Below are 13,977 nucleotides of genomic sequence, written 5' to 3'. Positions count from 1 at the left end.
TCTTCACGCAAAATTTCCTTAATCCGGTCAGGAGAAAATTCTACTTCTGATGCGTACTTTTTTCAGGGGGGATTACCCCACAAATCTGGATTTATCCGCCATCTGAGAAAGCGGATAGCATCATCGTCAACCCGATCTACCCGCCCGAGTACAAAGACTTCATCCTTGTGTTCCCGGCAGACTCGGGAGTGCAGCCGCTTTACATCGTGATGAACGTTCGTCGAAAGCCTGGCATTGTTACAGGCCAAGGGCAGGACGTAGTAGGAATATGGCTTGCAGGTGCTGGTGTAGGACTTGGTGTACCGGTTCCCTCACAAATCGCAGACCAACTGCGGGGACGGAAATTCAAGGACTTCGACACTTTCCGAAAAACCTTCTGGGAGCTTGTAGCCAAAGACCCAGAGCTAAGTCAGCAATTCAACGAACGCAACCTTAAAGGCATGTTAAATGGTCTGGCACCTGTCAGCCCGAGGGCTGGACATGCAGGAAAACGAATCGCATTCGAGCTGCACCACATCGAACTAATCAAGGATGGTGGTGCGGTATACGATACCGACAACATCAATGTCGTCACCCCTAGACGCCATATCGACATTCACAGGGGAGTTGAGTAATGGAATTGAAGAGCCAACTGGCTGACTACACCGAACAGGAATTCAAGTCGCTGATTCAGGCGATTGAAGACGCAACCACCGAGGACGAAAGGGGCGAGCTTGTCGATCACTTCAACAAGATTGTTCCCCATCCGGCAGGAAGCGACCTACTGTACTATCCAGAGGATGGCGAGGATGATTCAGCAGAAGGTGTAACACGCACCGTAGGCAACTATTGCCGTGCGAATAGTCTACCGGGCTTCAAGAACTGACAGAAAAAAGAAAAGCCCGCTCAATCGCGAGCTACAAACTCTAGGTTCTGAGCCTATCGAATGAAAAGTGAAACATCGTAGTAGCTGTCGAAGATTTTCGTGACGATCCAAGCCGCGAGGGTGCCGCCTGACCCATCCGACACCTTCGGTATTCCAGCGTTAGAAGGCGCACCTCAAGCCCCACAAATCTGGATTTATCCGCCATCTGAGAAAGCGGATAGCATCATCGTCAACCCGATCTACCCGCCCGAGTACAAAGACCTCATCCTTGTGTTCCCGGCTGACTCTGGCATTCAGCCGCTGTACATCGTGATGAATGTCCGGCTTGACCCCGGTACCGTTACAGGACAGGGGAAAGATGTGACGGGTATCTGGCTCGCCGGGGCTACCTCTGGACTTGGCGCCCCGATACCAACAGAGATTGCCGATCAACTACGGGGCAAAAGCTTCGCTAGCTTTGACAGCTTCACGCGGGCGCTCTGGAAGGCTGTCGCAGGTACTGGATTAGTGGAGCAATTCACAGACAATAGCGTTGACCGAATGCGAGAAGGCAAGGCACCAAAGGCACGTTACAGAGACCGTGCAGGAAAACGTAGTTCCTTCGAACTCCACCACACAGACGAAGTAGCCAAGGGCGGTAAAGTTTACGATGTCGATAACCTGAACGTCGTCACGCCGAAGCACCACATCGACATCCATAGGAACGGATAACACGACAATGAAGAAAGATATCACCGACTTTACCGAAGACGAATTCATCGCATTCATGCACAAGATTCTGGCTGAAAACGTAGCACCAACGGATGATGTATTAGACATGCTCCTAGAGGAGTTCTGCGAGATCACTGGTCATCCAGATGGCACCGACCTTATCTACTATCCTGAAGCTGACTCCAGCGGATCAGCAGAGGATGTAACACGCGTCGTGAAGAAATGGCGCGCGGCTCAAGGACTGCCGGGATTTAAAGAGTAATCAATGGAGCGTGAAAGAAAATGTGGAGCTTCGCCCTGACTTAATGCCACCGGTGCTGGATGCCCCTTGGTTTCTCGACTGACGAAATACGCTGAAGAAATTGATTGCGGACATCACGAACAAACTCGGAGTCAGGTGGCGCCCTGAAATCGGATCAGTCCGCGATGACCACTATCGCGACCCGACGGTTTTCAGTACGTCCGGCGCGGGTTTTATTGGACGCTACGGGTTCACGGCTGCCGAGGCCTCGCACCTGGATATTTTCCGGGCGCATGCCCACCTGGACCAGCACGTTGACCACACTGTTGGCGCGACGCACTGAGAGTTGTTCGTTGTAGGCTTCTTGACCCGAGGCGTCCGTGTGGCCGTCTACCCGCACGCGCTGAATATCCACAGCAAGCAGCGCTTTGCCGATACGTTCGACGATTTCCTGGCTTTGCGCGTTGAGCACTTCAAGGTCGCTGCCAAACAGGACCTTGCCCGACAAACCAAACGCCCAGCCTTCCTCCGTCAGTTCAAAGCCCTGTTGTTTGAGCACGGCGATTTGCGCCGGGGTCAGACCTTTTTGCGGCGCCGTCTGGCAACCGGTCAGCGCCAGCATTGCGAGCAATAGGCCGAAGCCGAAAAACTGAATGTAACGCTGAGTAAACGCACGCATGGGATGTTAGCTCCTGAGGGTGACGGTGGACGCAAGTGGCTCGTTTTGCGCAAGGTGTTGTCCGCCCCGGTCCAGACGCTTGGCCCGGTACATCGCCGTATCGGCGGCACTGAGCAGCGAGTCCGGGGTGGCGCCATGTTCGGGGTAAACCGCAATGCCGATACTGAGCGAGGTCACAACCCGCACCTGATCGGGTAGGTCGATAGGTTCCAGCATGCTGGCAATGATCTTGTCAGCAATGCGTTGCGCATCTTCAGGTGTGTGCAGCGGGGTCAGCAAAATCGCGAATTCATCTCCCCCAAGGCGCGCCACCAGGTCGTCTTCACGCAGTTGGGCACGAATGCGTGAGGCGACGGCGACCAGCACGGCATCACCTGCTGCATGACCATAGGTGTCATTGATGCCTTTGAAACGATCGCTGTCGAGGAACAGCACGGCCGCTTTTTCGTCGACTTTCTTTAGTTTGCGCACAGTGCGCGCCAGACGTGCCTCGAAATAGGCGCGATTGGGCAGGTCAGTCAAAGAGTCGTGGCTGGCCTGATGGGCAAGGGTTTCATTCTCGTTTTTCAGGTGGGTTTGCCATGACTCCAGCTCGTCGAGCAGAGCATTGAAGTCGTTGCCCAGATTATTCAGTTCCTCAATGCTGGCTTCAGGCACTCGCTGATCAAAGGCCCTTTCTCGACGCGCTGCGTGGGCGACATGGGCTAACTGGCGAAGTGGCCCGGTAATGCCATTGAGCAAGCGTCGCGACAAAAACAACGCACTCCAGGCGCTGAGGATGGTGCACACCAGAATACCGAGCAGGCCGCTGAGCAAGAAGCGCAGCATGTTGGCGCCGTGGCCGCTGAGGGTGACGGTGCCGACTTCGCGCCCCTGGTGCAGGATGGGCAAGGTAACGGGTTGCGCCAGCAGGCTGTTGGCCAGCAGCATTTCGACTTTGGACAGCAGGTCAGCTTCGGGACGTTGCCACTGCGCCATTAATTCGCCATCAGCCGTAAACACCTTGGCGTCGGCCACGGCTTCGGTCGACGCGATCAGCGCCAACGCTTCGGTGGCTGCTGCGCTGTCCTCGAAAACCACCGCAGCCTCTACGGTGTAATTGATGGAGCGGCCGATGAGGTGCAAGTTGTGGTCCGCGTAAACCTTTAACGCAATCACCCCCAAAATGGTCAGCGACACGCTGGCCATCGTCACGGCCACCAGCGCCAGCCCCAAATGCCCACGGCTCAGCACCGAGCGCAGGCTGCGACGGTGCTGGGTCTTTTTCGGCGCACTCATGGCTGCGCAGCCCGTCGACGCGACAATTGCAACACACTGGGGTGAATGCGCACGCCGCTACGGGCCACGGAGTCGAGGTTGACCTCAAAAGCCACTTGTTCATCGCCCACGCGCAAACAGAACAAGGTGCCTACGGTGCAACGATCATCACGTTCACTGATGCTCAACACCGGCTGGCCATTGAGCCGTTGGAACAGATTGCTGCGCTCCTCGTCCGTGAGTTTTCCCAAATACAGTGCGTTGCAGTCGCTGACGATGGCGGGGTTACTCGCCAGCAAGCGCTGGACCTGCACAGGCCGCCCCGTGGATTGGGTCGCGCCCTTGAGCAAGTCATCGGTGTATTCGGTCGGGCCGACCACGCACAGGCGCAGCTCGGCTGGCTCAACGGGCCAGCGCGCATAGCTGAGGATGCCGAGAACGACTTGTGTTACAGCTTTGGCACGCTGGTCAGCCAGACTGATCGGCGTTTCAGGTTGGGCAAAGCAGGGAGTGCTCATCAGAAACAGGCAAAGTGGGAGCCAGAATTGCCACCCTCTGCCACGCTGCTCTGAAGATGAGGCAGCCACGTCCATGCAGGAATACTCTGTGAACTTTGTAGGAATGATGCCGCAACGATAGCACAGGCAATGTAGCGTCTGTGATACACGTCACGTTTCACCCACTGCCCCACCGCAGCCCTTTACTCACGCCGTCAGTCTATACAAGGCACACGCTTGCGTTATCCCAGCCCTAACATCAACCCACTGAGGCGCTTCACTTTGCGCAACACCGCGCCCTCGAAAACGCCCGCACGTGGCTCGACCAAGCTGAACCAGTGTTTCGCCCGCGTGATGCCTGTGTAAATCAGCTCTTTGGTCAACACCGGGTTGAGCGCCTCCGGGAGCACCAGCGCCGTGTGAGAAAACTCCGACCCCTGGGACTTATGCACAGTCATGGCATACACCGTTTCCACGTCATTCAGACGACTGGGCAATACAAAGCGGATGCCACCCTGCCCGTCGTTACGCGCAAAAGCCACGCGCAGCACGTGCAGCTCGGTGTGGCCGTCGCGCTCCGGGAGTTTCAGGGCGATGCCAATGTCCCCGTTCATCAACCCAAGGCCGTAGTCGTTGCGGGTCATCAGAACTGGTCGGCCTTCGTACCAGTGCTGATCGCTTTCAATCAGTTTTCGGGCATATAGCGCGCGGGTGATGCGCTCGTTCAATCCCTCAACGCCCCAAGGTCCTTTTCGTACCGCGCAGAGCACTTGAAACGCCTCAAAAGCAGCCAAAACGTCGCCCGCCCACGCTGCCCAGCAAGGGTCTTCGAGCGGCGCGCCGGAGGCAGGGCGTTGGTCGCGCAATACCTCCAGATAATGACGATAGCCTTTAGCCTCACTCCCTCGCCCTTCCAGCACCAGACGCTCGAAGTGCTTGTCCTGCTCTCCCTTGAGCGCCAGCGCTGACAGGTCGGCGTAAGCGCCTGAAGACAAAAGCGCACGGGCCTCCTGTGCACACTGCTGATTGACCAAGCGCGAAAGCTGCCCGATTCCGCTGCCCTCACCGAACCGCCGTGAATGACGCAGCATTACCACTTGTTGGGCCAACGGATGCGAGCCATCCAGGTCCTGCTGCAAACCACTGCCGGCCAAATTCTCGCCGCTGACATGCTCCAGCCATGCGCGGGTTTGCGGGGTGTACCAACCGGCTTCGGCATCGCGACACAAATCCCCGAGCACAGCACCCGCCTCTACCGAGGCCAATTGATCCTTGTCGCCTAGCAGTACCAATCGCGCATGGTCAGGGAGCGCATCCAGAACGTTGGCCATCATTTCCAGGTCAATCATGGAGGCTTCGTCGACCACCAGTACGTCCAGCGGCAGACGATTGCCCGCGTGATGACGGAAGTGTCGCGTTCCGGGACGGCTGCCGAGCAGTCGGTGAACAGTGGTCACATCACTGGGGATTTTTTGCCGGAGGACGTCATCCACTTCCAGTGATTTGACCTGCAGGCTGATGGATTCCGTCAATCGCGCCGCCGCTTTCCCCGTGGGTGCGGCGAGGCGGATACGCAAAGGCGCACCGGCTTCCACGGCGGGAGCCTGTAGCAGGGCCAACAAACGTACAACGGTGGTGGTTTTGCCGGTACCGGGGCCGCCAGTGACGATGCTGAACGCGCTTCGGGTCGCCAGCGCACACGCCAACTTTTGCCAGTCAATCAGCGCATTCGCCTGTGGGCTGCCGAATAAAGCACTTAAGCGCGCAGGCAAGTCGTCAGGCGTAACTTCGGACAAGGTCAGACGTTGACGCAACGCGTTGTCGATACGTCGCTCATACGCCCAATAACGCCGCAAGTACAAGCGGTGCTCGCTTAACACTAATGGTCGGCTGGCAGCATCCGCCGAGTCACATCCTGCGTATTCGACCAGTGGGCTGGTTTGTAACGCCATGCACCAGGCTTCGCCCTTCAGCGCCTCAAGCAACTGCGAAGGCAACAGCATTGCACCGGTCTGCACATCCCCCTCGGGCGGCAAGGACAACGCGAAGTCAGGCGCCTGAAGGGTTTCGAACAGGTCCAGACAGACGTGGCCGTGCCCAAGTTGATGACTGGTCAATGCAGCGGCCAATAACACCAGCGGATCGCCGTGCGGTGCGCGCTCATGCAGAAAAGCGACAAACGCTTTATCCAGCGCCCGCAGCCAGCCCCGTTCGACCCAGCGGTCCAGCAGCAGCAATAAATCCTCAGCGTGGGTTAATGGCTGAAGGAGCGCGAGGCTCTCTGCCGTCAATGGCGTCGGCAACAGGTCGGCAAACGAACGACTCATAACAACACTCCCTGTTCCCATGCGGGTTCAACCGCAGTGGGCGGTGCCTTGCCCTGGAACATCACGTCCAGGCTTTCAATCAGATATCTGGGCGGCCGGGTGAAAAAAACGCCCTGACTTTGAGAACGTGTACCACGTAAAAACAGATATAACGCCCCACCCATGTGCCGGTCGTAGTCGTAGTCCGCCAAGCGCGCCTTGAGTTGGCGGTGCAGGGCCAACAGGTAAAGCACGTATTGCAGGTCGTAGCGGTTGTCCAGAATGGAGGCGGTCATGGCCGAGTCGGTGTAGGCCGAGTCGTCAGGTCCTAGCCAGTTGGATTTGTAATCGGCCACGTAATAGCGCCCTGCGTGTTCGAATGTCAGGTCGATAAACCCCTTGAACATCCCGTTAAGCACGCTCGGCTCCGCCGCGGCCCGCGCAGCCCCGCCGTGGGTGTGTTGACGCACCCATTGATCCAGCTGCAACACATCGACCTTATGACTGGCGAACCAGAATTCCATTTCAATCTGATATTGAGTCAACTCGCTCAAGACGACAGCCGGCTGGCCATTATTCAGCCGCAACGGTTCATCTTGCAGGTGCACCAGCCACTCTCCGAGGGTATCGATCCAGCCTTCCCAACCCCGCCGATTGCAACGGCGTGCGACTGCATCTTCGACCCTTGAGGGCTGGGCCTTAAACCCCTCACCGCCAGCCCATTCGAGCAAGCCGTGCAAGAACGTCCCCGGATTCGGCCCACGAGGAAAACGGTGAATATCTCCACCACTGAGTAACACGTCACGCGGAGCGTCCGGATCCAGCCGCTCGTCATCCGAAAGCTTTTGTGCCAAAGCACTTTCCGGCGCTTCGGCTGGGCTCAGGCTGTCACCGATACGCAATGCGCTGTAGGACGCAATCCACCAGTTTTCAGATGCGCGGCGTGCAGGGATCCGCGGTTTAAGCAGCGTCGCCTGATTGAGTGGCGGGAAAAACTGCGCTTCGCTGGTGGCCGGTACGGGCGCGTAGTCAATCGCCGCACAATCGTGTTGCAGATCCGCCAGCCAACGTTCCAAGTCTGGTGATTCGGTGAGTAACCCGCCGCCACCGAGCAAATACCCCAAAGCCGAAGCATGCAACACCGAGCGATTGTTGTTACCGCGCTTGAGATCGGCTACGCCGAGCCAGCAAGCATGCCGCGCACGCGTCAACGCGACATAGAGCAAGCGCAGGTCTTCGGCCAGGCGCTCATCGTCGGCCCGGGCGATCAACTCGGGCGTGGGTTTGAGGCTGACGTGCGCGTGCCCCTCAGCGTCGTGGAAATGTAAGGGCAAACGGCTGCCATCCACAGGCTTGGTCGAGCAAATAAAAGGCAGGAACACCAGTGGGTATTCCAAACCCTTGGATTTGTGAATGGTCACTACTTTGACCAGTTGTTCATCGCTCTCAAGGCGCAGGATTTGCTCTTCTCCGGTCTGTCCGGACAACGCAAGGTGCTCACTCAGGTGCCGGATCAACGCTTGCTCGCCATCCAGTTCTGCCGAGGCTTGCTGAAGCAATTCCGACAAGTGCAGCACGTTGGTCAGAACGCGTTCACCGTCTGTGCGCGCCATCAACGCCTGAGGCAATTTGAAGTCGTGCAGCAAACGGCGCAGCATGGCCAACACCCCTTGTTTGCGCCAGATTTCACGGTAACCACGGAATTGCATCACGCGTGATTCCCACGCCAATTCGTCCTGATTCAGCCGCTCTAACTCAATCAGCGGCAAGTCCAGAGTGATGCAGGCAAGCGCTGCGCGCAGAGGACGTTCGACGTCAGGTTCGGCACACGCTTTGAGCCATGCCAATACGTCATGAGCTTCCTGGGCCGCGTACACCGAATCCTTGTCGGAGAGGTAAACACTTCGTACCCCTCGTGCTGACAATTCACCACGAACCGCCTGAGCTTCCTTACCGTCGCGCACCAATATGGCAATGTCGGCCGGCAGTACGCCGCGCAGCTCCTCACCCTCTCTGGCAAAACCGCAGCGACCTTGTTGCCCTCCATTGAGCAACTCCACAATCTGACCTGCGCAGACAGCCGCCATTTGCTGTCGATACACCGCCCCTGAAATAGGTTGTTCAGATGGCAACAACCACAGGTTCATCGCCGTGACGGGTTGACCTTGCTGGAGCAACACCTCTTTACGGCCCTGGGATTTAACCGAGACAAAAGGCACAGGGTTTTCATCCCCATCACGAAACAGAAATGCCCCACGTCCTGCGTCCCGCTGTTCCGCTCGCTCGAAAACATGGTTTACCGCGTTGACCATGGCATGGCTGGAGCGGAAGTTGGTGCCCAGCGTATGCAAGCGCCCGCGCGTGGCATGGCGGGCACGTAAATAGGTGTAAATATCTGCACCGCGGAACGCGTAGATCGCTTGTTTCGGGTCACCGATCAGGAACAGGCCGGTCTCCGGGCTGTTGGCCTCGATCCGGTAAATGGTTTCAAAAATGCGATATTGCACCGGGTCGGTGTCTTGGAATTCGTCAATCAGCGCGACCGGGAATTGCTCACGAATCAGGATGGCCAGACGCTCCCCGCCCTGCGCCTGCAAGGCTGTGTCGAGGCGAATGAGCATGTCATCAAACCCCATCTCGGCACGTCGGCGCTTTTCTTCTTCAAAACGCTCGCTCACCCAACGCGCTGCATGCTCCAGCACTGCCGCATCAGGACTTGGCAACGCATCCAGAGCAGCCTTGAGCTCGCCCATGGCTTCAAGGGCTGGATGCCGGGGCGGCTCACCCTTTTTCCAGGCTTCAGCCATCCCTTCAGGGGTCAGCCGTGTGAACCCTGTACCGAGATCCAGTTGCTCCAATGACACGTCTGACGCCCAAGCGGAAAGTTTCTCGAACCAGGGTTCAAAGTAACGCGCCTGCATTTTCCGACCGTCGACAGTTTTATCGGCCACACCCTGCAGGCAAATATCGCGCAACTCTTGGGCCCATTGCAGCCACGGTGCTTTTAACTCGGTTAACACCTGACGCCGCTCGAGCAGGCACGCCTCAATTATTTCGGATGGCGTTTGATCGGGGGTTTCTGCGGGCCGCGAATTGCCAAACAAGGCCCGTACCCGTGGCAACAGGGCTGCCGGACCGCTCCAATTTGCGCGCACCCAATTGAGCGGATCGCCCTGCATCGGGTAGCAAAACAGTCGCCAATAATCACGCAGCACCTCGCCCAGCAAGTCGCTGTGGTCGGTCTCAAGGGTTTGGGTGAACAGGCTGCCGCTGTCAAACGCGTGCTCGCGCAGCATGCGCTGGCACCAACTATGAATAGTTGATACGGCAGCTTCATCCATCCACTGCGCGGCGATGTCCAACCGCCCCGCGCAACCTGCCCACTGTTCAGGTTCAAACTCTTCGCTCAATTGTGCGACCAGTGCATCGGGTGCTTCGGTTTCTTCGCGAAAGAAGCGCGCTGCTTCAGCAAGACGCGTACGAATACGGTCGCGTAACTCCTTGGTCGCCGCATCGGTAAAAGTGACCACGAGGATTTGCGGTGGCAGCAGTTCTCGGCCAAAGCCGGTTTCCTGAGCACCGTGGCCGAGAATCAGACGCAGGTACAGCGCAGAGATGGTGAAGGTTTTGCCTGTGCCTGCGCTGGCTTCAATCAGTTGACTGCCGCGTAACGGGAAAGCCAGTGCCAAAGGGCGGTCGAGTTCATTCATTAGCGGGTCTCCTCGCCGGTCAAGGAGCGCCAAGGCGCGTCGAACAACGGCCGGTAAAGCGCATCGCACCACTCTTCAAATTCTTCTGCGGCCATCAAGGCTGCGTAGTCCGGAAACTGCCGGACCAGCGCAGCGCTTTCACGCCGCTCACCTTCGCTGGTCTGGCCGTCGCCTTCATAGGTTTTTTGGGCGGCGGCTGCGGCTTTGGCAGGATCGTTTTGGCCCAGCCACGCGAAGGCTGTTTTAACCGCGACCGGTAGCGGGCGGCTCATGCCTGCCTGCCAAGCCATCAGCACGTTGCCAAGGATCTCGGCGGCCTGCTTCGCATCAAGGGGCTCAAGCATCAAGGTGTCATCGCTAGCTACCAATGCGGTAGACATCTTTAAACCCGCAGCACAGGCCACCAAGTGATTAACCCACGGGCGCGTCAAGCGATGCCATTTGCGGGTTTTAACTGCGCCAATACTATTAGGAATTGTCGTAATGGAGAGTAAGCCGTTGTCACTGCGCTGATGCAGGCTGGCCAACCAGCCTTCAAGCACCAGGCCATATTCTTCAAACCTGACTGGCACAGCGCTGTTAAGAGGTGTTGGCCACAAACTCAACAGCTGCTGATAACGCTGCAACACGTCAGGCAACGGTTCGATCAGCTCTTGCTGCAGTGATTCGCCAAATCCGGCCATGGGCAATAAGCCACTGCCTTGCAACCGGGTTGCGCGAGCGTGCAGCGCTTTTTCGAGTTGATCTGGTTGTGCGAGCGCGGCCTCAAGCAAACTGTCACTTAGGGTGTAACGTTCCAATGCATCGAGAACAAAGGGCTCCTCGTCAGCCAATGGCACTTCAGCGGCTTCAAAGAAAACCTTCAAACGCTGGCTGAAGAAGTGCCGCACAGGGTTACGCAAAAAGTCTTGCAGCTGAGTCAGATTGATCGGTTCTTCTTGTACATGCGCCGACAATCGGATGGGCTCGGGCACTTCGCTTTGCGGCTCATGAAGCTGCTGCCACTCACGGGCATAGCTGAACAGTTTGGGGTCGCCTTGATGAAAATAGCGGGTGCTGAAGGGCTGAAGCGGATGCTCCTGGGTCATGGCTGCCAGCAAATCCTCACCTTCAGGGTGCTTCCAGCCGCTGGCAAGGTGATCACGCAATTGGCCAATCAACACGCATGCGGGACGCTCACTGTTATCCCGGATACTGCGTCCTACCCAACTGATATAGAGCTGATCGCGGGCAGAAAGTAATGCTTCGAGCAGTAGGTACCGGTCATCTTCCCGGCGAGAGCGGTCTCCCGGGCGGTAATCGCTGCCCATCAAGTCAAAATCCAGCGGCGGTTGCGCGCGCGGGTAGTCGCCATCGTTCATGCCCAACAAACAGACGAGTTTGAATGGGATGGCCCGCATTGGCATCAAGGTGCAGAAGTTGACTGCCCCGGCCAGGAAGCGCTGAGAAAGTTTGCCTTGGTCGAGTCCGGTCAGCCAGGCTTCACGCACGACGGTCAGGGGTAACGCATCTTGCAGCCCGACCAGTTCGCAGGTCTCCAGCCAGCCTTCGCGCAGCGCTTCAAGCTGGGCCAACAGGTAGTCGTCGTGATCGGTTTCGGCCTTGAAAAACAGCTGCATTAACGCTTGTAGGCGTTCGCCCCATTGATGCGGCATAGCCGGTTGCGACAGTTCCTGATGCGCAATCTCAAGCGCATCCAACAGGGCCACCAGCGGGCCAATCAAGACCGCATCCAGCCCCCCGATTTCGTCATAGGGTTCAATGCCGTCGCAACCTTCACCGCTGCCCACTGCATACCCCAGCAGCATGCGGCGCAGACCAAAACGCCAACTGTTTTGTTCAAGGTGCGGCGGCAAGCCAAGACCTGCGCGCTGTTCGGCATTCAATCCCCAGCGAATACCCGCCCCTTCAATCCATCGGTGCAAGGTGGGCAAATCGCGTTCTTGTACGTTGAAACGCGCGCGCAAGGCGGGTACGTCAAGCAGGTCAAGAATCTCGCTGACCGGAAACCGGCTGTCCGGCAGTTTTAGCAAATGCTCGACCGCGATCAACAGCGGATCACGCCCACGCTGGCCTTGGTCAGCCAGGGTGAACGGGATGAAGCGACGGTCATCGCGATCGACTTGCCCGAAGACGGCGCGAATATGAGGGGCGTAACTGTCAACATCCGGGACCATCACAATCACATCACGTGGATGGAGATCAGGGTTTTCGCTAAAACGTGCAAGCAGTTGATCGTGGAGGATTTCAACTTCTCGCTGAGCACTGTGCGCAATGTGGAAACGGATGGATTGGTCTTTTTCCAAATCCACTGCAGGCCAACACTCACGGGTTTCGCTTAACGGGCGAAGCTCAAGGATGTCGTCCTGCAATTGGTTGAGCAGGTTAAGCGGGGCGACTTCACTGAACAGATCGATGCGGCCATCGCGGAACGCAGATCGGTAGCTGTTGGGATCATCAAAGCTGTCGAGCAGGTTGATGTAGTCGCGGCCCTGTTTGCCCCACGCTGCCAATAGCGGGTGGGCGTGTTGATGCAGGATGTCTACGTCCAACGCGGTAGGCATTCCGGCTTTACGCGCTTGGCGTTTGTACTGATGCCGCAGCAGATCTTTGTCGGCAACGATGTCAGACCAATGATGGCGACAAGGGTTATGTACACACAGCAACACCTGACTGAAGCGCGCAAGGCCTGCCAGCGCTTCCAGGGCTTGCGCCGGAAGTGAAGAAATGCCAAACACAATAACCCTGGCAGGAAGACCTGGTGGCGCTTGTTCGAGACTGTGTATCTTTTCAATGAAGCGCTGATGAACACCGGCACGGCTTTGAGCCATACCCTCTTGCCCGACATCCAGTAGCAAGGCGCGCCATAGCTCTGCTTGCCAACAATTGGCGGTGCTCAAGGGCAGCGTTTCGCCTCGCGCATTTCGTAATTGATGGCGCCCGGCTGCCCAATCTTCCAGCCAGTCAGCGCGATACACCTGATATTGGTCGAACAGGTCTGCCAGGCGTTCTGACAGTTGATAGCGTTTACGCAAATCGGTGTCATGCGTCAAAAAACGCTGCAGAGGTTCGAAATGGGGTTGGTCGATGAGTGCGGGTAACAGGCGCATCAGTCGCCAGGTCAGTGGCGCTTTATCGAGCAACGATTTGGCAGGGATCTCCTCGCTGCCTAGCACCAGTCGATACAACTGCCACAGAAAGGTCCCAGGCAGTTGAACATCTATCGCGGCCGCAATGCCGCAGCCGCCCAAATCATCAGCCTGTGCATCTTCGGCCAAAGCCAGCTTCAACCACTGAGCGATGCCATTGCTTTGGACAAGAGCAATTTCGTTCTCTAAAGGAGCCAAAGGATACATGCGCATCCAACTGACGACCAAGCTGCGCAGCTCATCAAGACGGTTACCGTGAACCACCATAAAACCCGCATTGAGGGACGTAGCAACCAGCATGACGGCATCCTTAGAGGAAGGCAAAAACCAAAGGCGAACCTTACCATTGCGCAGGGACGTCAGTGCAAGGTGCAAAGTGGCCGTCATGGCGTTGTTGCACTAACTGAACAACCGTACCTTTGAGCGTGTATAGGGGATGAGCTTTGTTAATTGCATAGACGCTGAAATGCGTGCGGGGACGGGGTAAGGAGTGTCCAGCGTAGAGATGGCGTGCACGCTCTTTTTCAGCCACAAAAACAAAATCCCTGTCTGCGTGAGCAGA

General features: G+C 57.2%; 11 protein-coding genes. 4 read left to right on the top strand and 7 right to left on the bottom strand.

The annotated features are described in order from the left end of the window. Nucleotides 1-71: 71 nt before the first annotated feature. The 4 genes from CJF39_RS21750 to CJF39_RS21735 all read left to right on the top strand — a co-directional run bounded on the left by CJF39_RS21750 (nt 72) and on the right by CJF39_RS21735 (nt 1,838). A complete protein-coding gene (locus tag CJF39_RS21750) occupies nt 72-614 on the top strand; it encodes an S-type pyocin domain-containing protein (RefSeq protein ID WP_094995271.1) in 543 nt (180 codons plus the stop codon). Then, nucleotides 614-865, top strand: a complete 252-nt coding sequence (locus tag CJF39_RS21745; protein WP_047278554.1) for a bacteriocin immunity protein — start codon at nt 614-616, stop codon at nt 863-865. Before CJF39_RS21750 ends, CJF39_RS21745 begins: the two co-directional genes overlap by 1 nt. A gap of 99 nt (nt 866-964) precedes the next feature. Continuing rightward, a complete protein-coding gene (locus CJF39_RS21740) occupies nt 965-1,576 on the top strand; it encodes an S-type pyocin domain-containing protein (protein ID WP_249275412.1) in 612 nt (203 codons plus the stop codon). A gap of 7 nt (nt 1,577-1,583) precedes the next feature. Further along, nucleotides 1,584-1,838, top strand: coding sequence for a bacteriocin immunity protein (locus CJF39_RS21735; protein ID WP_094995269.1), 255 nt, complete (start codon nt 1,584-1,586; stop codon nt 1,836-1,838). Nucleotides 1,839-1,992: 154 nt separating this feature from the next. On the opposite strand, the gene CJF39_RS21730 is transcribed toward CJF39_RS21735, so the two are convergent. From CJF39_RS21730 to CJF39_RS23205, 7 genes are all read right to left on the bottom strand, one after another. After that, nucleotides 1,993-2,496 (bottom strand): OmpA family protein, encoded by a 504-nt coding sequence (locus CJF39_RS21730; RefSeq protein WP_094995268.1) that lies wholly within the window; start codon nt 2,494-2,496, stop codon nt 1,993-1,995. Between the two features lie 6 nt (nt 2,497-2,502). Continuing rightward, nucleotides 2,503-3,774, bottom strand: a complete 1,272-nt coding sequence (locus CJF39_RS21725) for a diguanylate cyclase domain-containing protein (RefSeq protein ID WP_094995267.1) — start codon at nt 3,772-3,774, stop codon at nt 2,503-2,505. Then, on the bottom strand, nt 3,771-4,346 hold the full coding sequence (locus tag CJF39_RS21720; protein ID WP_094995266.1) for a YfiR family protein: 576 nt from the start codon (nt 4,344-4,346) through the stop codon (nt 3,771-3,773). Before CJF39_RS21720 ends, CJF39_RS21725 begins: the two co-directional genes overlap by 4 nt. A 146-nt stretch (nt 4,347-4,492) precedes the next feature. Beyond that, the gene (gene recD, locus CJF39_RS21715; RefSeq protein WP_094995265.1) at nt 4,493-6,577 is read right to left on the bottom strand and encodes an exodeoxyribonuclease V subunit alpha; all 2,085 of its coding nucleotides are present in this window, start codon (nt 6,575-6,577) and stop codon (nt 4,493-4,495) included. Continuing rightward, a complete protein-coding gene (gene recB / locus CJF39_RS21710) occupies nt 6,574-10,266 on the bottom strand; it encodes an exodeoxyribonuclease V subunit beta (protein ID WP_094995264.1) in 3,693 nt (1,230 codons plus the stop codon). The genes recD and recB overlap by 4 nt, the downstream gene beginning before the upstream one ends. After that, nucleotides 10,266-13,715: an exodeoxyribonuclease V subunit gamma gene (recC, locus tag CJF39_RS21705; protein WP_094995263.1), complete on the bottom strand. Its 3,450-nt coding sequence runs from the start codon at nt 13,713-13,715 to the stop codon at nt 10,266-10,268. The genes recB and recC overlap by 1 nt, the downstream gene beginning before the upstream one ends. A 40-nt stretch (nt 13,716-13,755) precedes the next feature. After that, the coding region (locus tag CJF39_RS23205; protein ID WP_212555991.1) for a hypothetical protein at nt 13,756-13,977 on the bottom strand (222 nt) is incomplete at its 5' end.

Source organism: Pseudomonas lundensis (assembly GCF_002269125.1).
Lineage (GTDB): Bacteria > Pseudomonadota > Gammaproteobacteria > Pseudomonadales > Pseudomonadaceae > Aquipseudomonas > Aquipseudomonas lundensis_A.
Note: the sequence above shows the minus strand (reverse complement) of the source record. Positions and strands in the feature narration are given on the sequence as shown.

Coding starts and splice junctions, on each gene's coding strand:
- CJF39_RS21720 (WP_094995266.1), bottom strand. CDS start 4,346: ATGGACGTGGCTGCCTCATCTTCAGAGCAGCGTGGCAGAGGGTGGCAA.
- CJF39_RS21725 (WP_094995267.1), bottom strand. CDS start 3,774: ATGAGTGCGCCGAAAAAGACCCAGCACCGTCGCAGCCTGCGCTCGGTG.
- recC (WP_094995263.1), bottom strand. CDS start 13,715: ATGCTGGTTGCTACGTCCCTCAATGCGGGTTTTATGGTGGTTCACGGT.
- recD (WP_094995265.1), bottom strand. CDS start 6,577: ATGAGTCGTTCGTTTGCCGACCTGTTGCCGACGCCATTGACGGCAGAG.
- CJF39_RS21735 (WP_094995269.1), top strand. CDS start 1,584: ATGAAGAAAGATATCACCGACTTTACCGAAGACGAATTCATCGCATTC.
- CJF39_RS21730 (WP_094995268.1), bottom strand. CDS start 2,496: ATGCGTGCGTTTACTCAGCGTTACATTCAGTTTTTCGGCTTCGGCCTA.
- CJF39_RS21745 (WP_047278554.1), top strand. CDS start 614: ATGGAATTGAAGAGCCAACTGGCTGACTACACCGAACAGGAATTCAAG.
- recB (WP_094995264.1), bottom strand. CDS start 10,266: ATGAATGAACTCGACCGCCCTTTGGCACTGGCTTTCCCGTTACGCGGC.